The organism is Amycolatopsis sp. NPDC058986 (assembly GCF_042741125.1).
Taxonomy (GTDB): domain Bacteria; phylum Actinomycetota; class Actinomycetes; order Mycobacteriales; family Pseudonocardiaceae; genus Amycolatopsis.
Genome location: NZ_JBHYJW010000014.1, coordinates 87,322 through 110,710, shown reverse-complemented (window position 1 = coordinate 110,710; position 23,389 = coordinate 87,322). Strand labels below are relative to the sequence as shown.

At 68.7% G+C, this 23,389-nt stretch carries 18 protein-coding genes; 7 read left to right on the top strand and 11 right to left on the bottom strand.

What is annotated here, in order from left to right:
• Window positions 1–59 precede the first annotated feature (59 nt).
• Complete coding sequence (locus ACFW0G_RS15400) at window positions 60–1,073, top strand: helix-turn-helix transcriptional regulator (RefSeq protein ID WP_378325852.1); 1,014 nt, start codon at window positions 60–62, stop codon at window positions 1,071–1,073.
• A gap of 75 nt (window positions 1,074–1,148) precedes the next feature.
• Here the strand turns inward: ACFW0G_RS15400 and ACFW0G_RS15395 are convergent, their stop codons facing one another.
• Window positions 1,149–1,541 carry a hypothetical protein gene (locus tag ACFW0G_RS15395; protein WP_378325851.1) on the bottom strand — a complete coding sequence of 131 codons (393 nt, stop codon included), beginning with the start codon at window positions 1,539–1,541 and terminating at the stop codon, window positions 1,149–1,151.
• A 183-nt stretch (window positions 1,542–1,724) separates the two neighbouring features.
• Between ACFW0G_RS15395 and ACFW0G_RS15390 the strand changes: the two genes are divergently transcribed.
• From ACFW0G_RS15390 to ACFW0G_RS15380, 3 genes are all read left to right on the top strand, one after another.
• Window positions 1,725–2,447 (top strand): Crp/Fnr family transcriptional regulator, encoded by a 723-nt coding sequence (locus tag ACFW0G_RS15390; RefSeq protein WP_378325850.1) that lies wholly within the window; start codon window positions 1,725–1,727, stop codon window positions 2,445–2,447.
• 61 nt (window positions 2,448–2,508) lie between these two features.
• Window positions 2,509–2,727, top strand: coding sequence for a hypothetical protein (locus ACFW0G_RS15385; RefSeq protein ID WP_378325849.1), 219 nt, complete (start codon window positions 2,509–2,511; stop codon window positions 2,725–2,727).
• Between the two features lie 38 nt (window positions 2,728–2,765).
• A complete protein-coding gene (locus tag ACFW0G_RS15380) occupies window positions 2,766–4,544 on the top strand; it encodes an aKG-HExxH-type peptide beta-hydroxylase (RefSeq protein WP_378325848.1) in 1,779 nt (592 codons plus the stop codon).
• Window positions 4,545–4,551: 7 nt separating this feature from the next.
• Here ACFW0G_RS15380 and fxsT read toward each other — a convergent pair whose 3' ends face one another.
• The 9 genes from fxsT to ACFW0G_RS15335 all read right to left on the bottom strand — a co-directional run bounded on the left by fxsT (window position 4,552) and on the right by ACFW0G_RS15335 (window position 18,855).
• Window positions 4,552–8,961 carry an FxSxx-COOH system tetratricopeptide repeat protein gene (fxsT, locus tag ACFW0G_RS15375; RefSeq protein WP_378325847.1) on the bottom strand — a complete coding sequence of 1,470 codons (4,410 nt, stop codon included), beginning with the start codon at window positions 8,959–8,961 and terminating at the stop codon, window positions 4,552–4,554.
• A gap of 1 nt (window position 8,962) precedes the next feature.
• A complete protein-coding gene (locus tag ACFW0G_RS15370) occupies window positions 8,963–10,048 on the bottom strand; it encodes an AAA family ATPase (protein ID WP_378325845.1) in 1,086 nt (361 codons plus the stop codon).
• Window positions 10,045–11,883 carry a hypothetical protein gene (locus ACFW0G_RS15365; RefSeq protein ID WP_378325844.1) on the bottom strand — a complete coding sequence of 613 codons (1,839 nt, stop codon included), beginning with the start codon at window positions 11,881–11,883 and terminating at the stop codon, window positions 10,045–10,047. The genes ACFW0G_RS15370 and ACFW0G_RS15365 overlap by 4 nt, the downstream gene beginning before the upstream one ends.
• A 505-nt stretch (window positions 11,884–12,388) precedes the next feature.
• Complete coding sequence (locus ACFW0G_RS15360; RefSeq protein ID WP_378325843.1) at window positions 12,389–13,132, bottom strand: ESX secretion-associated protein EspG; 744 nt, start codon at window positions 13,130–13,132, stop codon at window positions 12,389–12,391.
• A 27-nt stretch (window positions 13,133–13,159) separates the two neighbouring features.
• Complete coding sequence (locus ACFW0G_RS15355) at window positions 13,160–14,491, bottom strand: hypothetical protein (RefSeq protein WP_378325842.1); 1,332 nt, start codon at window positions 14,489–14,491, stop codon at window positions 13,160–13,162.
• A 2-nt stretch (window positions 14,492–14,493) separates the two neighbouring features.
• Window positions 14,494–15,141, bottom strand: coding sequence for a DUF3558 domain-containing protein (locus ACFW0G_RS15350; protein WP_378325841.1), 648 nt, complete (start codon window positions 15,139–15,141; stop codon window positions 14,494–14,496).
• Complete coding sequence (locus ACFW0G_RS15345) at window positions 15,138–15,599, bottom strand: hypothetical protein (protein WP_378325840.1); 462 nt, start codon at window positions 15,597–15,599, stop codon at window positions 15,138–15,140. The genes ACFW0G_RS15350 and ACFW0G_RS15345 overlap by 4 nt, the downstream gene beginning before the upstream one ends.
• A 449-nt stretch (window positions 15,600–16,048) precedes the next feature.
• On the bottom strand, window positions 16,049–16,525 hold the full coding sequence (locus ACFW0G_RS15340; RefSeq protein ID WP_378325839.1) for a (2Fe-2S)-binding protein: 477 nt from the start codon (window positions 16,523–16,525) through the stop codon (window positions 16,049–16,051).
• Between the two features lie 14 nt (window positions 16,526–16,539).
• Window positions 16,540–18,855, bottom strand: a complete 2,316-nt coding sequence (locus ACFW0G_RS15335; protein WP_378325838.1) for a molybdopterin cofactor-binding domain-containing protein — start codon at window positions 18,853–18,855, stop codon at window positions 16,540–16,542.
• Window positions 18,856–19,086: 231 nt separating this feature from the next.
• Here ACFW0G_RS15335 and ACFW0G_RS15330 point away from each other — a divergent pair, with 231 nt between their 5' ends.
• Complete coding sequence (locus ACFW0G_RS15330; protein WP_378325837.1) at window positions 19,087–20,718, top strand: long-chain fatty acid--CoA ligase; 1,632 nt, start codon at window positions 19,087–19,089, stop codon at window positions 20,716–20,718.
• On the opposite strand, the gene ACFW0G_RS15325 is transcribed toward ACFW0G_RS15330, so the two are convergent.
• Window positions 20,688–21,908: a PucR family transcriptional regulator gene (locus tag ACFW0G_RS15325; RefSeq protein ID WP_378325835.1), complete on the bottom strand. Its 1,221-nt coding sequence runs from the start codon at window positions 21,906–21,908 to the stop codon at window positions 20,688–20,690. The two genes, ACFW0G_RS15330 and ACFW0G_RS15325, sit on opposite strands and share 31 nt — an antisense overlap.
• Before the next feature lie 225 nt (window positions 21,909–22,133).
• Between ACFW0G_RS15325 and ACFW0G_RS15320 the strand changes: the two genes are divergently transcribed.
• Together ACFW0G_RS15320 and ACFW0G_RS15315 are read left to right on the top strand one after the other, a co-directional pair.
• Complete coding sequence (locus tag ACFW0G_RS15320; RefSeq protein ID WP_378325833.1) at window positions 22,134–22,985, top strand: formate/nitrite transporter family protein; 852 nt, start codon at window positions 22,134–22,136, stop codon at window positions 22,983–22,985.
• A 120-nt stretch (window positions 22,986–23,105) separates the two neighbouring features.
• Entirely contained in the window at window positions 23,106–23,369 is a 264-nt protein-coding gene (locus tag ACFW0G_RS15315) for a GlsB/YeaQ/YmgE family stress response membrane protein (RefSeq protein ID WP_378325831.1), read from the top strand.
• Window positions 23,370–23,389 lie beyond the last annotated feature (20 nt).

The following is a 23,389-nucleotide window of genomic DNA, read 5'->3' as shown; positions in this document are numbered from 1 at the left end:
GACCACGATGACAGGAGTAGCGGCCAGGATGTGTCCGCTACTCGGGCAGAATGGAAGTCATGCCGAAAACCTCAGCACGGCTGCTCTCCCTGCTCTCGTTGCTGCAGGCACGCCGGGACTGGCCGGGGACGCTCCTGGCCGAGCGGCTCGACGTCAGCCCGCGCACGGTTCGCCGCGACGTCGACCGCCTGCGCGAACTCGGCTATCCCATCGTGGCCACCAAGGGCCCCGACGGTGGCTACCGGCTCGACGCCGGCCGGGAGCTGCCGCCGCTGCTGTTCGACGACGACCAGGCCGTCGCCCTCGCCGTCGCGCTCCAGCTCGCCACGACCTCCGGCGCCGGCATCGAGGAAGCGGCGGTGCGCGCGCTGAACACCATCCGGCAGGTCATGCCCGCGCGCCTGCGCCATCGCATCGACACACTCCGGGTCACCGCGGTCGAACGGCCGGCGAACCGGCCGGGCCCTCAGGTCGACAGCGCCGTGCTCATGGCGCTCAGCGCGGCCGTCCACGCCCGCGAAGTGCTGCGCTTCGGCTACGCCCCGGTCACTCTCCCGGACCGCGGCACCGGCACGGACACCCCGCCGCGCCGGGCGGAGCCCCATAACCTCGTCACCTGGGGCGGCCGCTGGTACCTCGTCGCCTGGGATCTCGACCGCGACGACTGGCGCACCTTCCGCGCCGACCGGATCACGCCGCGCATTCCCACCGGCCCCCGGTTCACCCCGCGCGAACTCCCCGGCGGCGACGTGGCCGCGTTCGTGGCTGGCAAGTTCCTGGGCACCGGCGACACGGGCGGCTGGCCCTGCCGCGGCGAAGTCGTCCTCGATCTCCCCGCCGCCACCGTGTCCGGCTACACCCGCGACGGAATCGTCGAGGAACTGGGCCCCGACCGGTGCCGGCTCGTCGCCGGCTCGTGGTCGTGGCCGAGCCTGGCCGCCGGCCTCGGCAGGTTCGACGCCGACATCGAGGTCGTCGGCCCGGCCGAACTCAAGGCCGCCTTCGCGCGGCTGGCCCGCCGCTACACCAAGGCCGCGAACGGCACACCCGCCACGTCGTCCCCCGTCCCATGAGCCCGTATGTCCACAGTGGACAATCCGGGCGGTGGGAAGAGCCGGTGCCGCCCCCACGCGGCACCGGCGTCCTGGTCAGTGCCATGGCACCGCCACCAGCGCCAGCACCATGGAAACCGGCCAGATCACGGCCAGCAGCACGGCACTGCCCGCCGCGATGACGATCGCCGCGGCCACCGCCGCCGCCACGAGCCCCCCGGCGACCGAGAAATAGCAGAGCCCCAACGGCCCGAAGACGACGGTCCAGAGCAGCGCCGCCCCCGCCGACTTGCCTGCCGGACGGTCGACGGGATACCGGCCGGGGCCGACCACCTCCCGGCCGGCGCCCTGGTACCAGCCGCCGGACACGAGTGGGGGATGCGGGGTGAAGGGCTTCGGGTAGATCCCGAACGACCTCGGCGGCGGCATCGCCCCGAACTCCTGGCGCCCGGCCTCGGGTCGTCTCACCACATTCTCGGCCCCACGCATGACGTACCTCCCCGGTCACGGCGTAAGGCCTGGTGAAGTGGCCTGTCGCCTGGCACAATTGCTGGTTGCGGTCAGAAACTTCGGCTGTGTTGCCCACTGACGATGCTGGCGGTCCGGGGAAGCGAGCGATGCGTCAAATGGAACACGGGGCCAAACCGGGCCCGTCGGAACGGGAGGGGCCACGTGACGGGTTCCTCCGCCATTGAGAATGGGGAACGCAGAGCCTGGTTCCGGCTGACGCAGTCGGAGCGGGCCGCCCTCACCGCCGCCGGGTACGTGAAGGTGTGGCGTCCCGGCCAGATCCTCGCCCTGCAGGGCAGCCCGCCCGCCAGTGTGTTCGTCGTCCTGCGCGGCTGGGTGAAGATCAGCGCCACCAACTACCGCGGCGACGACGCGCCGCTCGCCGCGCGTGGCCCCGCCGAGATCGTCGGGGAACTGGCCCCGATCAGCGGCCTGCCAAGGGCCGCGACGATGTCGGCCATCGACGAGGTGCACACCCTGGTGGTGGCGCGGGAGAAATTCCTGGGGGTACTGCGCGCCTGCCCGCGCATAGCCGAGGAATTCCTCCGCTCGGCGGCGATCCGCCTGCAGGAGTCCGATCGTCTCCGCCTCGAATCCGGAGGTCCGGACTTTCCGCAACGCCTGGCCGCGGTGCTCCTGGAACTGTCTTTGCAGCACTCACCCGGCGGAGCCGGGGACAAGCAGGTCGATCTCCACTTCAACCAGGGCGAACTGGCGAGCTTCGCCCGCGTCTCCCGCAGCACCCTGGTCCGTGGCCTCGACGAACTCCGCAAGCTGGGCATCGTGCGCACCGCCCGTCAGCGCGTCACGATCACGCGGCCCCACGCCCTCCGTGAACTGGCCGCGGGCCACTCGCCTTCGCCGCGGGAGGACCGGTTTGATTGATACGGCGTCGTTGTGGGCATCTCGGTTATCCTGGGAAACATCTGGCTCTCGCAACCTTTGGGTGGTAGAGGAGATCGGCACAATGAATTCGTTCTCGGCCAGTACCGAACCGGACATCGAATCCGCGTTGATCGACCTCGACGGTGTCCCTTTCACGGCATTGCGAGAGCTGGACGACGCTGCTCTCCGCCATTCGGCGAATCACGTGGTGGAACGCACCAGGCATGTCCGCCCGCGCTACCGGAGCACAAACGCTTCGGGTGGCGAGCGGATCGATTGATGCCGCCACCCGCAGGGGAGCACCCCACGTTCCATCGCTTGTCCTGGCGGGATTTCGACGCACTCGCGCGGCTCGACGGCGATGAGGACATGGCACGTCGGCTGCGCCGGGCCGAGCGGAGCAGACGGAAGCTGTTGTTGCACGCGCTGATGACCGAGGCGGCGAAAGTCCCGGAATCGCTGGGCCCGTTGCCGCCGCTGGACTCGGTCTGGGAACTGCTGGCGCGGGCCGAGGCCAGATCGCCGAGAACGGTGAACCGGATGCTCACCAGTCCCTATACCGGGAGCTGGGCGGGCTACACGACTCGCTTGCTGCGCAACGGAATCGACGGTGTCGGTCCACTGTGGATGCACCTGGGGCACGTGCACGCGATCGCGGCGGCCGCGGCGATCCAGGCGGAACTGGACTTCGAGATCGCCATCCCGGTGTGGCACGGCAACGCCATCCTCCCGGCGCTGGGCATGGCCCGATTGCCCGCCACCGCACAATTCTCATTGGCGACAGTACGCGGCGCGAGCAACCGCTACGTTGTCTCGACCGCCGACACCGCGGTACGGCTGCCGGTCGCGTTCGCCACCGACGGACCGGGCTGGTGGGGCATCCGGAAAGTGCGGAGCCGAGTCGGTGCGCACCGGTTCTCGCTGCGGTTGGACGACCTCGACCCCTACCGCGGCCTTTACGAGCCGATCCCGCCCGAACGACTGCCCACCGGAGACGTCGCGCGGTGGCAACGGCTGATCGACGAGGCGTGCCGGTTGATCGCCACGCACCTGCCCGAGCTGGCCGAGGTCATGCCGGTGGGGCTGAATTCACTGGTGCCGAAGCCACATGTCCTCTTCCGGAATCCGAGCGCTTCGACCGGGGAAGCGTTCGGCAGCGCGGTGGTCGGGCTGCCGACCGATGGCGCGGCGCTCGCCGCCACCCTGATCCACGAGTTCCAGCACATCGTGCTCGGCGGCCTGCTACACCTGATCGAGCTGTACGAGCCCGATCCGGGCGAGCGGATCTACGTGCCGTGGCGGGACGACCCGCGACCGCTCAGCGGTGCGCTGCAAGGGGTTTACGCCTTCTTCGGGGTCGCCGCCTTCTGGCGGGCCCTCGCTCGGGCGGATGCGACATCCCGGCGCGCGGCCTTCGAATTCGCGTACTGGCGCAGGCAAAGCTGGCACACCCTCCAGTCGCTGCATGCGGACGCGACCCTGACCGCCGCCGGACGCCGGTTCCTCGACGGCATCGCCGAACGCCTCGGCCCCTGGCAGGACGAGGCCGTATCGGCCGAAGTGAACGAACTGGCCGAGGCCGTCGCCCGGGACCACCTCGCGGGCTGGCGCACGCGTCACCTGCGACCGAATCCAGCGGCGGTCACCGAACTGACGGAGGCATGGCTGAGCGGACGTCCTCGGCCGACCGCCGCCATCAACGCGGCCGATCTACCGCCGACCCCGGTACCGGACGGTTCCTGGTCCCGTGCCCGGACCGACCTGATCCGGCTCACCGTCGACGACGCGGCCCCGTCCCCGGAAGCGCGGCCCAGGGTCCCGGGCGCCACCGCCGGCGATTTCGCTTACGCCCGCGGACATTTCGCCGAGGCGGCCGAGTGCTACCGAGGGGAACTGTCCGCGTCCCCGGACCGCCCGACGTCGCTGGTCGGTCTCGGCCTCGCGCTGTCCGCGCGAGGCCCGCATCCGGCCGCGCGCGCCCTGCTGCGCCGTCCCGAACTCGTCCGCGCCGTGCACCGGCAGCTGCGCACCGCCGCTTCACGGCCACCGACCGTGGAGCGGCTGGCCGCGTGGATCGGCCAGCTCATCCCCGAGTAGCCGTTCCCTACATCAACATGGGGTCGATGTCGCAGTCCGCGCGGATACCGCGGTTCGCGGCCTGGGTCCCGGGGTGTGCTTCGCCGAGAACCCGGCGGTACTTGACCAGAATCGGGTCCTGGAAGGGAGCGGCCTCCTCGGCACGGCCCGCGGCGGCGAGGTCCAGGCCGAGATTGAAGCAGGCAGCCAGAACGGTGGGGTGTTCCTCACCGAGCACCTGGCGACCGCGTTCGACCGCGTCGCGGCCCAGTTCGATCGCCTTTTCGAACTCACCGAGCGCGGAGAGGTCACTCGCCAGGTTGACCGTGGAGATGACCGCGTACGGGTGATCCGGGCCGATGCCGGCACGGAGGTGCTCGAGTGCGCGCTCGTCGAGGGTGCGGGCCGCCGCGGCGTCGCCCTGGTGCCGCAACGTCACCGCGAGGTCGACGGTGGCGGCCAGAGTGTGGGGGTGATGTTCGCCGAGGCCCCTCCGGTATCGCTCGAAGGTGTCCTCCCCCAGCTTCTTCGCCGCCGCGAGGTCACCCGAGTGGCGGAGATCGATGGAGTGCGCGAGAGCACAGGCCATGGTGGTGGAGTGGTCGTCGGTGTAGGCCAGCCGGAATCGGTGGAGGGCGTCGTTGGACAGGGGGAGCGCGCCGTCGTGGTCGCCGTCCTTCCGCCGGGCCACCGACAACAGGAAGCCGTAGGCCACCGCGTCCAGCTGATCCGCGCCGTAGCGGGTATGAAAGTTTTCCGTGACCCGTTCCTGCTGGACTCGCGCCTGACCGTATTCGCCTGCCTCACGCAAATCCACGTTCACCGCGCTGTTGACGCTGAAGGTGCGGACGTGGTCACGGCCGAGGACCTCGATCCGCCGCCGGAGGGTGTCCTGGTCCAGCTCCGCTGCGGCGCGGTAGTCACCGGACAGCCGGAGACTGAGCGCGTGCTGGTACGCGGCGTTGAGGGTTTCCGGGTCGTCCTCGCCGAACATCCGCTTGCACTTGGTGTAGATCTCCTCGCTCAGCTTGGTCCCCGCGGCGAAATCGCCCTGGGCCCGGAGATCGATCGTGATGTTCCGCTGGAGGGCGAAGGTCTCCTCGTTCTCTTCACCGGACACCTGCATGCGCAAGGCCAGGGTGCGCTGGTTGAGTTCCGCGGCCTCGGCGTAGCGGCCGATCGCCCACAGGTACAGCCCGAGCCGGGACGACACCTCGAGTGTCTGCGGGTTGGTCGGGCCGAGGATCTCGGTGAAATGCTCCCGTGCCTGCTTCCCGAGCCGGGCGGCCTCCTCGTGATCGCCGTATTCGAACAAGTACCGCATCAGGTTGATGTAGAGCTGACGCGGCCAGCTGTCGTCGCAGTCCAGCACATTGGCGGCGTAGGCGTGCGGCAGCAGTTCGCGGTAGCGCGACCAGTGCCTGCTCGACTCGGGGTCGTTCGGGTCGAGCGCGGCGAGCAGCTGGTGCGCGCCGTGCTGCATCCGGGCGTGCACCTGGGGTGCCATCACCCGGTTGCGCAGAACCAACTGGACCAGACGGTGCAACTGGAGAGTGTTGTTGCCGTGGTCGATTTTCGCGAGGCCGTACCGGTTGATGTCACGGATGGCACGGGCCAGCTTGATCGGATCGCGTAACGCCGCGTCCAGTTCCGGGGAGATCGAGACCCGGCTGACACCGGTGAGGAGATCACGGGAAATCGGCTCTGGCGAAAAGAAAGCACAAATGTGCAGGATCTGATGGGCTGCCGGGTTGCGGGTTTTCAGCTCCTCGAACGAGACGTTCCATGCGGCGGCGACGGATACTTCGTAGTCCGGGGCCGAAGCGGTGTCGAGGATTTCCTCCACCGACTCGTCGAAAAGACGCAGGTACTCGTGCACGGGCATGCCCGTGACCGCGCGCCAGGCCGCCGCCTGCTCGACGGCGAGAGGGAGGTCGCCGAGTTTCTCGGCGAGTTGGTCGGCGTCGCCGGGATCGATCTCCGGGCCGCGGCGGCCGAGCAGCTCGATGCTCTCCTCCCGCTTGAACACCGCCAGCTCCAGCGGCCGGGCGATACCGGCCCAGTCGGCATTGCGGGAGGTGATCAGGATTTCACCGGGACCGTTGCGCGGAAAGAACGGCAATACCACTTCCGGGCTGTCCGCGGCGTCGAAGACCAGGAGCCAGCGGCGGAACGGACGCCCGGTCCGCAGCGCTTCCAGGACGGCGGGCACCGCGACGTTGGCCTCGGTCGCGCCCTGCACGCCCAGCACGCGCGCGAGTTCGGTGAGACCGGCGCGGATCTGGGTGGTGTGGGTGGCGTCGATCCACCAGACGAGGTCGTAGTCCTGGAGATGGCGATAGATGTACTCGGTGGCCATCTGGGTCTTGCCGATACCACCGAGTCCGTGCACGGCCGACGGGAGGACGGCCGTGGTACCACTGGTGAGGCGTTTGGCCAGCTGGTCGAGAAGTTCACCGCGTCCGGTGAAATTCGGGTTGCGGGGCGGGACATTTCCCCAGACCGGCGGCGGATCCTCGGGCTGGCGGCTGGGGAAACTGCGCGTGCCCGCAGTCGCGGGATGCGGCATCGGCCTGGTCGCGTTCTCGGCCAAGTCGGGCTCGGCGAGACGAGGCGCGCGTCCCTCTGTCGCAGTTGATGTTCCGGCCGTCTCGGGCATCTTGGGACTCACAGTCTCGTTGGGTCTCACAGTTTTGCTCTGGATGGATTCAGAATTGGATACGTCAGGCTCCTGCAGCACCGCGTTCCGCAGCCTGTCAGCCCGGGACAGGTATGGGCCGGAGAGCGCGCGCATAACGGCGCTCTCCAGCTCGACGTCGGCCGACGACTCGAGGGTGAGCACCGGGTCCGGCGTGTTGTGCGGATCGGCAATCGCGTCTCGCAGAGCCGAGAGTACCGGAATCCTGCCCCCGAAGTGGGCGGCCGCCACCTGCACGACGCCCGCCGTTTCCGAACGCCGCGCGCCGCTGAGCAGCAATTCCCGAACTGCTTCGGGAAAGGTGAAGGCCCCACCTCTGTCCCAAGTGGACTCCCCCTCCTTGGGTCCGGGATCGTACAGGATCCCCGAAACCAGTAGCTCGACGAGGTGCTGAATACCCGCTTCTGGCAGGAAATGCTGTCCTACCACCCGCGCGACGTCAAGACGGACCGGGACGGCGGCCAGCAACTGGGCCAGTCGTACCGCCTGAGGGGACGCCACACTCCGGAATCGGTGCACCCGTTCCGCGGGTGACATCCTTCCGGGTGGACTTTTGGCTTCGTCCGGGTGGATTCGATCGCCCGCGAGCACAACGGTGCCCTCGGTCGTGCCCGCGTGCGCGCCGGTGACCAGCCTGGCCCACCAGGCCAGCCAGCGCGGCTGCAGTTCGAGCACCGGCACCGGCACGGCTCCCGCCGGTACCACCGGACCGGGCTCGAGCCAGCTGTCGGTCAGGTCGAAAGCCCAGCGGCTGTTGGGGCGCAAGGCATTCGACACCCGAAGGTGTGCTTTGCGCGGCCCCAGCCCACATCGGCCCCACAGCCATTGCGGGAGCAGGTGCACGATGCTCACCGGCATCACCCGTCCCCAGCGGGCGAGCATCGGGTACACCACGTTCTTCTGCCACGCGTCGCCGACACCGTCAGTCACCAGAAGCACAACACGTCGCCCGGACGAGTCGAGAATTTCATCCGGGTCGCGGGCGGGCGCACCGGGAGTGCCACCGCGGAGAACGGGCGTCGCCTGGCCGTTGTCCTTGCCGGTTTCGAGCAACCGGAGCTGAATGCTGCGAAAGGCTCCCAGCTGCCCGAGCAGGCCTGCGAACGCGGACACCCGGGGCCGCCACAACGCCATCGACGGGCCGTTGTCCAACACGAGCGTCAGGTCCAGCCAACGCTCTTTTCTCGATCGTGTGACAGGCCACCACAGTCCTGTCTCCGCGGCCCGGACGGCAGTGGCCTCCTCGTCAAGGACCACATCGTTGATTCGTTGCGAGACCGTCGCGCGTTTCAGCGTTCTCAGAGCGCGAAAATAGTCCAGCGAATCGGGCAACGCGATTCCGCCGCTCGCAGCACCGTCCACCGTCGGTTCGGGCTGTTCGACGGGGCCGGTCTCGGCCGCGGCGACGACCATGCCCGGATCGTCTCCCGGCGACAGGACACCGGCGACCAGAGGAGACCGAGGCGAAAGTGACGGCGCGGGCGGGTTCTCCCGGGGTTCCGACGGTGCCTGACGGATCGGCGCCCCACTGTCGAACGTCGGCTCCGGCTCTTCCACCGGCGCGGCCCTCGGAGTGCCTCCCCCGGGGGTGATAGCAGCGGCCAGCCATACGGCGTCCGCGACCTCGGTCCAGCTCAGGTCGTCGAACTCGAGCCTCGCGCCTGTTCCGCGCGAGGCGGCGCCCCGCGGTCCCGTCGGCGGGACGGAACGCGGGTCGGAACCGTCGGCTGGCCTGCCCATTTCACCGCACCGTCAGTCGTTGCCAGAGCGCGTCCACCAGCCGCGGCCACGCCTCGTGGTCCGGTTGATACGCACCCGAGGTCGCCAAGTAAACCGCGTCGAGCAACCGGTCCGTGGGCAGGCCCCCTTCTGCCTTGCTCCGCTCGGCGAACTCGCGGACGAGCCGGTCGTGATGATCGCCGTCCTGCTCGGCCAGATGACCCGCCACGATCGCGGCGAGTTGCTCGAGATCCGGATTCTCTATCCGCAGCTGAAGGCACCGGCGGAGGAATGCGGGCGGGAACTCCCGCTCGCCATTGCTGGTCATGACGACGATCGGAAAGGCACGGCAGGCGACCCTGCCGTCCCTGACCACAGCGGCACGCTGCGGATCGGCGGTGTGCACGGTGACTTCCGGCTGCCGGTTACGCACCCGGGCCAGCTCCTCGACCGGGAATTCACCGTCTTCGAAGATCGAGAGCAGATCATTGGGCAGATCCGCCTCGGACTTGTCCAGCTCGTCGATCAGCAACACACGCGGGAGCCGCGACGGCAGGAAAGCCGTGCCCAGCGGGCCGAGCCGCACGAAATCGCCGATCGGCGGCTCCTCGGCCTCACCACCCCGCTGCGCCTGGCTGGTCGCCGCGGCTTGGACCCGGCCGATCGCGTCATAGCTGTACAGTCCCGAACCCAGTGTGGTGTGACTGGTGATCGCCCAGCGGAGCACCCTGCCCAGACCGAGTTCGCGGGCGATCCGATAAGCGAGGCTGGATTTTCCGGTACCAGGATTTCCGGTCACCAAAAGCGGGCGCCGCAAATAAAGCGCGGCGTTGACCATGTTCAATTCATTGGGATCGATATCCTGCTCGGAAAGAGTGAACGCGGTGCCGAGCCGCCGTTCCGCCTCACCGTCGTCCTGCGGCGGAATGTCGTGTTCGGGCAGCGGGCCACCGCGGTAGGCGCGCCATGGCGGCGGAGGCGGCAGGATCTGGGCGAGGTCGATGTCGTGGATCGGCCTCCCGGTGCCACGGTAGATCCACCAGTCGGGTGCGTCGGGGAGTGGTCCCCGCCGGTCCGGCGCCGCCGTGTCCTGGTCGTTCACGCTCATCCGCGGTATCCCCTTACTGTCGAGGCGGGATCAACGGCCGGGATTAGCGGTTGGTCGAAAACGATTACCCTTTCAGGATCGTCCCACATTACCACCAAATCATGGGCCAGAGAATTCTTGAACGGTACCGTCGCCCGTGAGCTAGCCAATTTCCGGCGTTCCGGTAGCTCGATAAAGCCACGCTCCGTGGCCAGCACCCAGTCGAGTATCTCGCGCAACTCCTCCGGTCCGGCGTCCGGATGCCACAGGATCACCGGCAGACCGCTGCGGAGCGCACACGTCAACTCGTCCGGTGGAGTACCCGGTTCCGGTTGGGGCGACGGTGGTTCCGTCATCACCAGACCGACCCACCGATCGTCGCTCAACACCGCTTCGATGGGGTGCTCCTTGAACTCCGCGCAACCGGAATAGTGCAGCCGGCCCGCCGAAGGATCGTCGAACATGGATTCCCAGCGCACCCGCCAGGCACGGTGCCAATAACTGGACCGCATCCGTTCCAGCGACCTTATCCCGAGGCGGTAACCGTACCGCAGCAGTTGCGGCTGCCCCGTCGCGTGTTCCTTCGCCCAGCGCCACACCGGTAAGTTGATCAGTTGCCGTGGTAACAGGAACTCCACCGCCGCGGAGACACTCTGACCGGACCAGACGCGCTCGGCCTCGAGGATCACATCGTCGACCCGGAGTTCGACCTCGTCGATCCCGATCTCGCGGATGTCGCCGAGCGGCGGCGGCCACACCTCCGGGTCGTCCTGGCGCCAGAAGGCCAGGGTGCACCGGGCCGGATCCGCCGAGACCGGCTCGAGCATGATCGTCAGGTGCAGATACGCGCGCTCCGGAACCGCGAGCCGGAGCTGGGACTGCCGCGCCAGCGCGGGACCGAGACGCAGCCGGTGCGCCTGCTCCCCCACCCAGCCGGTGATGGCCTCGCCGATCCCGCCGCCGAATTGTTCGGCAAGCAGCCGCAGGAAAGTAACCGAAGGCGGGATACCGTCCGGGCCCGCGTTGAAGTCCATGAGCAGCTGAAAGGCGCTCCAGGCGTCGGTGACACCCTCGAGTGAGGGAACCGGAATGGCCGGGCCGAGCGAGCGGCTCACCATGACCGCCAGCTGGGGGACCTCCAGTTGAGTGAGGTAGTGCCGCAATTTCACCAGATCCGCGCGCGGGACCACGTCCAGGACGAGACCGTCCACTACGACCGTGGGCTGGTCGGCGGCCACCGCCTCTGGTGCGGCAGGCTGGAGAGACGCCGCGACGAGTTCACCGTGCAGCCGAAGGTAGGCCGTTCCGGTGAATGTCTTCACCGACACCGGTATCGGCGTGTACGACTCGGGCAGCAGGCCCGGATCGGGCGCTATGACCTCCTCGAAAAAGCGCTCCGACGAAATGACCGCGACCATCCGGCCCGACTCGGCGAACGCTTCCTTGGCCCGTTGCGCGTCCAGGATGCGAAAGACGGTGTCGACCGCCTCGCCGACCCAGCCGTTCCCGTCGTTCAGCACGTCGCCGGAGTTCAGGCCCACCCGGAGCCGGATCTGGGCCTGCGGGGTACGCGTCGAGTTGTACCGGCGGAGTTCCACCGCGACCCGCTCCGGCAACCGGTCGGCGACGACACTCTTGGATGTGCCGGGCGGCAACAGGATCAGTGCGCCGTCGCCACGATCCTCGCGTGCGCAGGAATCGAAATTGATGTCACTCTCCGCGAACGCCTTCGTCAGCACCTCGTACATGCCCCGGCGCACCGCGATCCGATCGGGCAAGCTCCGGTCGGGCGCGGTGAATCCCGCGACGTCGACTACGACGATCGTGTGATAGAGGGTGCGCGTCAGCTGTGTCACCTGCCCTCCCCTCCGTGACACCCACGTCGCCCTGGCGGCAAGCCCGAAACCTCGATTATGGCGTCACCGCACTGTGGATCATTGTCAAATGACAAAGAAGTGTCCACTCCTCAGCTGACGGACTCGCGGGAACGCGTGTCCCGAAGCACCGCGTGGTCTCCGGCGAGCCGGTCCGGATCCCCACCGGCCGGCCCGCACACCGACCGGCCGTGTCACCCACTTCGCCGCCGACTCGTGCCCCATCATCTCCCCCTCGGCCACACCCTCGCAGTCTGCCGCCCCGCCGCCCACCTCACGGCCCGAAGAACCAATACCACTCGGATGGCGTGCCCGCCAGACCACGCACCCGCGAAAACCACCACCACATCGAGAAAGACCGGAACCAGCCACCGCGCCGTCGGCCGTTCACCCCCGCCGCCGGGACGATGTCAATGCCCAACCATCGAATTACGCTCTCCTGAAGGAAAATCGTCGCGCGCGCGAGACAATCGGGCACGCACCGCGGTTACAGGCTCTCGTGGGTCGTGTTGAGGGTGAGAACGAAGTCGCGTGGGGTCGCCGCCTTGAGCACGACGTGCTCGTCGCCGGTTTCGAAGGACAGGACCCGGCCCCTGCCGGTGAGGTCGACCGCGGTGATCGGGCAGCTGCTGAGCCTGCTTCCGTCTTCGGCGCGCCGCGCGGTGTAGAGCTGGTGAACCGCGTCCCGCGGCTCGGCCATCACCTGCTTCACGTAGTCGACGTCGCCGGTGTCCGGTGGCTCGGCCAGCGGGCTCGCCGATACAGGGTGCGGATCGTCGAAAAATCCTCTCGGCACGCTGACGGTGCGCACAGGCGCGGCGGGAACCTCGGGAAGCGTGTCCAGCAATGTCGTGGCGAACCATTTCGGGGCGACCGGTTCGATGACGACGATGCTGTCGTTCACCACGACGCGCACCGCCACCCCGCCGCGATGCGCGACCAGCACCGCGCAGGACGTGCCATCCTGAAAGGCACTCCAGCCGTAGTACTCGCCTTCGGCGCCGTTGATGACCCGCAACGTCGAGCGCCACAGGCCGTTGAGCCGGTTGTGGCGCGCCAGACCGTGGTCGCCGAGCAGCTCCATGGTGCGCGCGTGCAACCGCCGCGCGAAGTCGTCGGTCATCACGTACCGGAGGTTGGTACCGATCACCGGATGCGGATCACCCAGATCGATCATTTCCCAGGCGGTCAGGAACGCCACCTTCGGCAGCACGACCGGTCTGTCGATCACCTCCACGCGACTCCCCTTCGCGCCCGCTCAGGCGCCGATTGTCGGCGGTACGGGCGGAAGTCCCGTCGTGGGATCCACCTCGTCCGGCCGTTCGCTCCCGGCGAAGAGGGGATCGTCCAGCACGAACCTGCGGTCGCGTTCCCGATCCTCGCCCCTGCCGTTCCGGCCACCACCGCCGGGAGCGATCCCCGCCGGACCGCCCGACGGCGCGGTCCCCGCGTTTCCGGCACCGCCGCCTTGCGCCGTCGTCGCACCGCGAAGCGCACTGCCGGTCTGTTTCCCGGTACCGGTCCCGAAACCGGGGCGGCCGGAACTGCCACCGGACGGGGCGTCCCGTCCGTTCCCGCCGGCAGCACCGGGAAAACCACTCCCGCTGGAGCCGCCGACGCCGGAGGCCCCACCACCGCCGGAAACAACGGAGGAGGAATCATTTCCGGGGAGTCCGAACCGGGAACTCGCGGGGACGAATCCCGCGGTCGTCGTGTCGTCACGGCCGTGCGGGACCGCGGCCTGCCGGCGGTCGATACCCTGCTCACCAGGACTCTGCGCACCAGGACGACGTCCGTGCTCGCTCGTGCTGCCCGGCACCGGCGCCGAGGACCGGGCCGTCGTCCTTTCACCCGCCTGCTGCCACGGGTTCTGCTGTCGTGGCGGAACAATGTGGTGGTTCCCCTGATCAGGGTCCTTGCGGCCACCACCGCCCGAGCCGGCCGCGGTGATCGCGCCGCCGTCGTACGCCCCGAGCTGGCCGTAGTCGATACTGAGCTGGGCGCTGCCTGCCCGGGTCTGCTCGGTGTACTCCCGATAGATCGCCATGTTCCGGTCGACGGTTTTGTTGTAATTGTCGATCGCCTTCTCCGTGTCGGTTTTCCACGGCGATACGACGTCGAAGAAGCTCTTGTCCGGCCGGTTCGGGAGCGGTTCCATACTGGTCTGCGCGCGGGTGAACCCGTGCCCGACCGTGGCGAGACTCCTGCTGTTGCCTTTGAAGGTCACGTCCGCGTCGATCGCTACGTCGCGGAATCTGCGGATCCTCGCCAGCGCCGCGTCCGACGCCGATCCGGTCCATGACGACTCGAGTCCGCTCAGAATCTGCGACGTCTGGCTCGTGAAATCCCGTTGCGCCACGGAAAGTGTTTCGGCAAGGCCGACACCGCGGAACCAGTCGCCGGAATCGCCGTTGATGACCTGGCCGATGACTTCCGGGGCGGGCACGGCCTGGGTACCGAGGTTTCCCTTGAACAGATCGTCCACCCACCCCGCGGCGCCCCCGGCGAGATGAGCGAGCGTCTTGCCGCCTTCCTTCACCTTGCCGAGCACGGATTCCCCGAGATGCGCCACCCCGTCGAAGATTCCCACGATCAGGCACCAGCCTTCGCGCGCAAGGTGGTGACGACCGCGTCCGCTTCCTTGGGGGCGATAGCACACGGATCCGCCTTACCGATCTTGCTCTCCCCGAGGCTCACCGCGGTTTCCACCGTGAGATTGTCGGCTATCCCGACACTGACCGCGCAGAACTCCCGGGGATCACCGCCGGTCGACGCGACATAGGCCACAGCGGGGAAGCCCTGGATACCCGGCAAGGGCTTCCAGACAGCAGCCTGCGGTTTCGTGTTCTCATACAGGCCGCTCAGGCCGCGACCGGTTTCCGTGACGTAGTAAACGGTTACCTTGGCGCCTCTTTCGAGGTTGTCCCAGATACACTTGGGCCCGATACCCGGCAGGGTGTCGGACCGTCCTTGAGCATCCACCCCGAGTGCCGTTTTGACTTGCTGTGGCGTCAACGCGGCGCATGGGCCGCTCGAGAGCACCGACGAGGAAAGCGGTTCCGCCACCTTGGGCGCCCCGGCATAAGGCAACGCCTGTCCATTCGCCCGGCCGCTCGAAGAGCCGGCCGGATCAACCGAGGACTTCGGTGGCGCCGCCGATCCGGTCTCCCCGCCGGAGCAACCCGCGAGCAGGAAAACAGCTCCCACACCGAACACCGAAGCGGTGATGCGAATTCTCATACGAGATCTCCTCCGGCAGCGGTCCCGGCTTTCGCGATTCCTTCTGCGGCGTTCTCATCGGATTCGTGCGTCCTGCCCAATGCCGTTTCCAGCCTGAAGACCAGTTCCTTGAGGTAAGCGTGCTGGACCCGAAGGTGCCCCGCACCGAAGGAGAATGCCGCGGGCTGTCCGTCGGCCCGGCGTGTCAGATCACCGTGGTACGCGATGCTGGCCGGGTCCCGGGCCGGAGGGTGTATCTGCGCCAGCGCGTTCGCATCCGCCTCGGCGTCCTTGACCCTGCCTTTCAGCGCGCGGGCCTGTTCGAGCATTCGCTCGGCTTCACCACGGTCCAGGCTGAAGCCCTTGCCCACGTCTCCTGTTCCTTGCTGGTCCCTGATCCGGAGTTGCTCGTGGGCGAGCCACCCTTGGAACTCGGCATCCAGTCGTGCCACGCCATCCGGCACAGCGGGCTGCGTCATGGCCGTGCGGCCCCCTCTCCCCTCGCCCCAACGACTTTCGGCGCGCCAGGCAGCCCGAAGGAAGTGGACGCAGCGGACCGCCCGGCGCGGAGCACACCGTACTGCGATCGGCCGTCTCGGGGTACAGCTCGGCAGAGGAAGGGGGAGAGCGATGATCGATTACCCGTGCGCGCGGTGACGAGGTGTCACTCGCACCGGTCACCGCCGGGCGGCCATCACACTTTGTCACCAGGCAAGGAAGACAGACGGCGACGGGCTTTGTCGTCACATTCGGGAGAGCTACGGCCGTTCGGGTGATAAGCGGTCGACACGAAGCGCAACACCCTCAGCGCATCGGCAACTGTTCGGTGCCGACGCGTTCTTCCTTCGACACCACGACATCGACCTCTCGACGCTCACCTGGCGAGGATGCCGTCGCAGCCGCGCCAGGTGAGCGCCGGGAGGTGTGGTCACATCTTTCCGGCGCCGGTTTTGATCGCTTCACGAATACGCGAGTAGGTACCGCATCGGCAGATGTTGCGGATTTCGTCGAAATCGGCGTCGCCGATTTCGCGGCCTTCGGCGCGGGCCTTCTTGACCTTGGCGATCGCCGCCATGATCTGGCCGGGCTGGCAGTAGCCGCACTGCGCGACGTCGTGCTCGAGCCAGGCTTCCTGCATGGGGTGCAGTTCGCCGGTGGCGGGGTCGGCGAGGCCTTCGACGGTGGTGATCTCGTCCTCCGGCTTGATCGCCGAGACCGGCACGGAGCAGGGATTGAACGCCTTGCCGTTGATGTGGCTGGTGCAGGCCTTGCAGACGTTGATCCCGCAGCCGTACTTGGGACCGGTGATGCCGAGCAGATCGCGCAGCACCCAGAGCAGCCGGACGTCGTCGGCGGCGTCGACGGTCACTTTCCTGCCGTTGACGATGAAGGTGTGTTGAGGCACGCGGAACTCCGTGGTCAGTAGGTGTGGTCGAGGCCGTCGACGGGCGACTGCGGAATCGGGGGAATCCGGGGTTTGGGCTCGAAACCCAGGGTGTCGTGGTTGATCGGGAACCGGGTGGGCGTCTTCCCGGTGGCACGGCCGTAGGCGCAGGCGACCGCGGCGAGCGAGCTTGCCACGCCCAGTTCCCCGGCACCGCCGGGTTCGCCGTTCGCGGGCATCACGATGATCTTCATCTCGGGCGGGGTGTTCCACTGCCGGGTGTAGAAGTAGTTGTCCCAGCTGCCTTCCAGCGGAAGTCCCTTGTCGATGTGCAGGCTGGAGGTCAGTGCCAGCGCGATGCCGTCGTTGACGCAGCCGATCATCTGGGCTTCGAGACCGCGCGGGTTGATCGGGAGCCCGACGTCCACGGCCATGATCGCCTTGGTGACCCGCGGCCCCGCGACGCCGTTGGGGATCTTGCGGTTCACGGTCTCGGGGCGGCAGTCGATCTCGACGAGGACGGCGCTGCAGCTCTTGTACTCGGAGTGGAACCCGATGCCCTGCGCGGTCCCGGCGGGCATCGCCTTCCCCCAGTTCCCCGCCTTCGCGACCGCGTCGAGCACCGCGCGGTAGCGATCGTTCTTCATGAACGACCGGCGAAACGCGAGCGGGTCCTTGCCCATCTTCGCGGCCAGCTGGTCCACGACGAGTTCCCGCGCGCAGACGACGTTCGGGGAGTACACGTTGCGCATGCTGCCGGTGTGGAACTTCAGCGGGACCTCGTTGAGCAGCTGCGTGGTGACACCGAAGTCGTAGGGAACCGACTGGGACAACGAGAAAACGGTTTCCGAGAAGCCGAGATCACCGACCGGGAGTTTCGCCGCGACCGAGGTGAGGATCTCCCCGAGGCCGTGACCGAAGTCGGTGGTGGCGCTGGTGTGGCGCTGTTCGTAGCTGACCACGTTGCCGAGTGCGTAGTTGACCCGGACACGGGAGATCGACATCGGGTGGGTGCGGCCGTGCCGGGAGTCGTCGGTGCGATGCCACATGAGCTTGACCGGTTTGCCGATCTTGCGGGAGATCTCCGCGGCTTCCAGCGCGGCGTCGCCGAACAGTTTGCGGCCGAACGAGCCGCCGCCGGTGACGACGTGCACCTTCACCGCGCTCACCGGGAGGCCGAGGTTCACCGCGAGCTGTTCCTGGGTGGTGATCGGCGACTTCAGCCCGGCCCAGATCTCGGCACTGCCCGGCCGGACGTCGGCGATGGCGCAGTTGGTCTCCAGCGCGCTGTTGCTGGCGAAGGCGAAGACGAACTCCGCGTCGAGGGAGCTGGTCAGCACCGGCGGAACGGCCATCGGCAGCGTCGCCGCCTTGAGCTTCGCCAGCACCGTCTGGTCGGACTCGCCGTCGACGGTGCCAGGGCCCCAGTTCACCTGCAGCGCGCGGACGGCGTCGATGCACTGGCCGAAGGTCTCGCCCCGCACGGCGACCCCGGTCGACACGATCGCGACGTCGGTGATGCCCGGCATCGCCTTGACCGCGGCGAGATTCCCCACCGATTTCACGGTTCCGTTGATCGTCGGCGGGCGGCACACCATGGTCGGCTTCGCGCCGGGAACCTGGAGGTCCATGGTGAACCGCTTGCGGCCGGTGACCGCGTCACGAGCGTCGATGCGGGTCTGCGGGGTACCGACGAGCTTGAACGCCGTCTTCGTCTTGGGCTGCGCGGTGACCTGTTCGGTCCTGCTGCTCGCGGCGGCCTCGGCCAGTGACCCGTACGTCGCCTGCAATCCGCTCGCCGAACTGATCACACCATTGTGGACGGTCAAAGAGGACACCGGGACGTTCCACTTCGCCGCCGCGGTGGACAGCAGCCGGGACCGCGCGATCGCCGCCGCGGTGCGGACCGGCCCGTAGATCGAGCGCACCGAGTTCGACCCGCCGGTGAGCTGGTTGAACAGCAGTTCCGGCCGGGCGTCGGCGAGGCCGATGACGACCTTGTCCAGCGGCAGGTCCATTTCCTCGGCGATGAGCATCGCGACCGTGGTGGTGATGCCCTGGCCCACCTCGGCCCGCGGCACCGCGAACGACGCCGTGCCGTCCTTGTTCACCTGGATCGCGATGAGGCCCGAGGTCGGCGCGGCGGCCATGGTGAGCGCGTCGCCGAGATCGAGCAGGTCGGCGGGTTCGGGCGGCGAGGGGATCGCCGCGCCCGCCGTCGCGGGACTGAGGGTGTCGGTGCCGATCCGCGCGGCCACCGCCAGCGTGGGCGCGGCGAGGAGGTAACCGAGGAAACGCCGCCGCCGCATGGCCCGCGGCTCGTCTGGGGTGGTCCGGTGCTGCCCTGCCATCGACTGTCCTCCCGGCCGATCCGAACGTTCGCACGCACGCGCCGAGCCGAAAGCCGCGCGGCGATGCGCCTCTGTCGAGAACGAGAGTGTGACACAGACTACTCCGAATGGCCTATGGACCGAATGCCCATTGTTCCGCGTGCCCGCCTGTGCACTGTGTCGAAGAGGTTTGCCCGGCCGATCGGGGCCATGCCAGAAAGGGAGAACTCTGGGCCCCGACAAGGAGAATCGATGCACGGGTTGATGCAGGACCGGCCGCTGACGCTGCCGCACGTGTTCCACCGCGCCGAGCGGATCTTCGGCCACAAGTCGATCCTGACGGCCACTGTGGACGGTGAGTCACGGGTGACTTACGCCCAGTGGGCGGAACGCGTCCGCCGGCTGGCGACCGTGCTCGACACACTCGGTGTCTCCGCCGAGGCACGCGTGGGCAGCTTCGCCTGGAACACCCAGCGTCACCTCGAGTTGTACTTCGCGGTTCCGTGCACCGGGCGGGTCCTGCACACGCTCAACATCCGGCTTTTCGCCGAGCAGCTCCAGTACATCGTCGAGCACGCGGGCGACGAGATCGTGTTCGTCGAGCGCTCGCTGCTGCCGCTCATCTGGCCGCTGGCCGATCGGCTGCCGGGTGTCCGGCACTGGGTGGTGATCGACGACGGCGCCGACACCGAGATCCCGGACGACCCGCGCGTGCTCGACTACGAACAACTGCTCGCCGCGGCGGAACCGTTCGACGGCCGGTTCACCGTCGAGGACGAGGACACCGCGGCGGCGCTCTGCTACACCTCCGGCACCACCGGAAACCCGAAGGGCGTCCTGTATTCGCACCGCTCGACCGTGCTGCATTCGCTGATCAGCCTCACCGCCGACACGCTCGGGCTCGGCGAACGAGACCGGCTCCTGCCGGTTGTGCCGATGTTCCATGTCAACGCGTGGGGCCTGCCGTACGCGGCCGTGCTCTGCGGCGCCGACCTCGTGTTCCCCGGTCCCGCCATGCGGCCCGGCGCGTTGCTCGGCCTCATCCAGCGGCATCGGGTGACCGTCACCGCCGGGGTGCCCACGATCTGGCTGGGCGCGGTCCCGTTGCTGGGCGACTACGACCTGTCCAGTCTCCGCATGGTCCTCGGCGGCGGTTCGGCGGTGCCGAAGTCGCTGTCCGAGGCGTGGCGGACCGGCGCGGGCCTGCCGATCACGCAGGCCTGGGGCATGACGGAGACCAGCCCGCTGGCCACCGTCGCCTCCCCGCGCAGCCACCACGACGGCCTCGGCGCGGCCGCGCTCGCCGGCGTCCGCGCGAGCCAGGGCCAGGCCGTGCCGCTGGTCGACCTGCGCATCGTCGATCCGGAGTCCGGCGCCGAACTGCCATGGGACGGCACGGCTTTCGGGGAGTTGCAGGCGTCGGGGCCGTGGATCGCCGCCGCCTACTTCGGCGGCGGGAGTGACGCGAACTCGTTCACCGGCGACGGCTGGCTGCGCACCGGGGACGTGGCGACCATCGACGCCAAGGGATTCGTGCGGCTGGTCGACCGGACCAAGGATCTCGTCAAGTCCGGCGGCGAATGGATCTCCTCCGTCGAGCTGGAGAACGAGATCATGGCCCATCCGGACGTCGTCGAGGCCGCGGTGATCGCCAAACCGGACGAACGCTGGTCCGAACGCCCGGCCGCCTGTGTCGTGCTCGCCGAGGGCGCCCGCCTCGGCACCGAGGACATCGTCGCCCACCTGACCGGCCGCGTCGCGAAATGGTGGCTGCCCGACGAGGTGCACTTCATCGACGAGGTGCCCAAGACCAGCACCGGCAAGTTCTCGAAAAAGGCCCTGCGCGAACGGTTCTACCCCTCGGGCGTGCTCCCCGGCGCCTGAGCCCTGCCCTCCCGGTACCGCAGCGCCGAGAGCGCCAGCGTGACCTGCGACCAGCTCGCGGTGTCGGTGAGGTCCACCCCGGTCAGCGCCCGGATACGGTTCAGGCGGTTCAGCACGGTGTTGCGATGGCAGTACAGCGTGCGGGCCGCCTGGACCGCGGACCCGGCCGAGCGCACCCACGCCGTCGCGGTGTCCAGCAGTTCCCCGCGTTCGGCGCCGGGCAGCTCCAGCAACGGCCCGAACGTGACGTCGATCAGCCGCCGCGCGAGCCGCGGCGAGCCGAGCACCAGCGCGTCCGGCAGGCAGTCGTCCAGCGCGACGATTCCCGTGGTGCCAGGCGGAATCGTGGCCATCGCCAGCTCCGCCAGCCGCCTGCCCTCCGCCACCTCGGTGAGCGTGCCGAGCACCGGCGAAAGTCCCGTCCGCCCGGACAACGACGGCGCGAGCACCGTGGCCAGCTCCCGCGCTTCACCGCCCGCCGTCGTCACGATCCCGACCGACGCTCCCGGCCTGCGGCGCCACACCACGTGCGAACCGGCCGCCCGCGCCGACCGCAGGGCTCCGTGCAACGCGGCCTGGCCCAGCACCTCGGTCACCACCACCACGAATCCGCCGTCCGGGGGCAGCCCGAGCAGCCGGGTCATCTCGGCGGTGGGCTCGGTGATCGTGCCGTCGAGCAAGGCGTCGAACAGTTCCAGCGTCCGCCGGTCCGGCGGCGCGTACATCTCCTGCTCCACCGCGCGGTAGGCCTCGGCCATCTCGGCGGTGAACTCGTCCACCACCCGCCACACCGTCGTCGCCGACTCGACCAGGCGGCGCATCTCGTCGACGTCGCCGGTGCCCGCCTGCGCGGCGAAGTCCTCCCAGATGACCTGGCCGCCGACGCGCCACGCGTGCCGCACCCATGCGAACGGGCAGTGCTGCCCCGCCCGCCGCGCCCCGGTCGCCCGCGCCGTCTCCAGCAACGCCGACCCGGCCGGGCCGGAACCACTGACCGCCCTGAGCATGCTGCTGATGTTCGCGTCGCACGACCGCCACAGGTCGTCCTTCCGCACCGGGCCGCGGGGCGCGTAGACGTCCTCCCACACCATGTCCACCAGGGTGTCGGCGAGCGACGGCGCTCTGCCCAGCGAGGACCGGCTCAACGACCTCAGCAACGTCGCCGACGGCTCGTGCGCTCCCTTGCCCATGTGATCCACCTTTGGCACTACCCCCGCAGGTGCCGGGCAGTGTAACCCACCGCCACGACAATGCCGGGAAAGCCGGATTTGACCGCCCTCACGCCGGGGCGGGCACGAGGTGCGCTCTTGGTGATCGCACTGTGACTCCGAGGTCACGACGCCGGCGCGGTCATCGGCTGCACTGGCCCGGTGATCATCCGATCGCCGTAGCCGACGAGTTCCGGAGGACCAGCCGTGCCCTTGCCACTTCCCGACGCCCTGGCCGAGCAGGCCAGGACCGCCGAATCCAAGTTCCTCGAGTTCCGGCGTCCCGGCCGCTATCTGCTGAGTTCGGCGCTGGCCGGTGCCTACATCGGGATCGCGGTGGTCCTGCTGCTCGCGGTCACCGGCCCGCTCAACGCGGCCGGGTCACCGTGGACCAAGCTGGTGCAGGGCCTGGTGTTCGGGATCGCGCTGACCGCGGTGCTGTTCGCAGGCGCGGAACTGTCCACCGGCAACATGATGACGATGGTGCAGGGCGCGATCGCCCGGCGCGGCGGTGTCGGCGCCGCGATCGCCGTCATCCTCGGTTCCTTCGTGGGCAACCTCGCCGGTTCGGTGGTGTTCGCGTGGCTGGTGCACGAAAGCGGGGTGCTCCAGGCGGGCGGCACCCCGGGGCACACCGCTCCGGCCGCCGCGCTGCTGGCCGCGACGCTGAAGACCAAGATCGCCGAGACGAGCGGGATGCTCTTCTTCCGCGGTGTCCTGTGCAACTTCCTGGTCTGCCTGGCGGTGTGGATGGCGGCCAGGACCAGGTCCGACGGCGCCAAGCTGGCCTTGGTCTTCTGGTGCCTGCTCGCCTTCATCGGCTCCGGCTTCGAGCACGTGGTGGCGAACATGACCCTCTTCTCGCTCGGCCTGTTCGGCGACGTCCCCGGCGTCACCTTCGGCGCCTTCGAACACAATCTGCTCTGGGTCGGGCTCGGCAACCTCGTCGGCGGAGGACTGCTCGTCGGTGCCGCCTATGGCTTTCTCGGCCGGACCCCCGCCAAGGCCCCCGTGCTCCGCGAATCGAGTGAGCACCGGGAACCCGAGCCCGTCGCGTGATCGCACTCGTCCGCGGTACGGCGACGGCTGCTTGCCCCTAGGCTGTCGGAGGCGCGCGGTAGCGCCGAATTGTTTCGCCGAAACCACTGACACGCCGTGGCGTGGACGAGAGGACAGCCCATGGGCATCATCAGCTGGATCGTGCTGGGTCTTGTCGCGGGGATCATCGCGAAGGCCCTCATGCCGGGCAAGGACCCCGGCGGCTGCATCATCACGATCCTGCTCGGCGTCGCCGGCGCCTTCGTGGGCGGCTGGGTCGGCAAGACGCTGTTCCACGTCCAGCTGGGGACCTTCTTCGACCTGCGGACCTGGGGCCTGGCCATCCTGGGCGCGCTGATCATCCTCGTCGGCTACCGGCTGATCACCGGAGGACGCCGCGACTGACGTCGTCCGCCGAAAGCCGG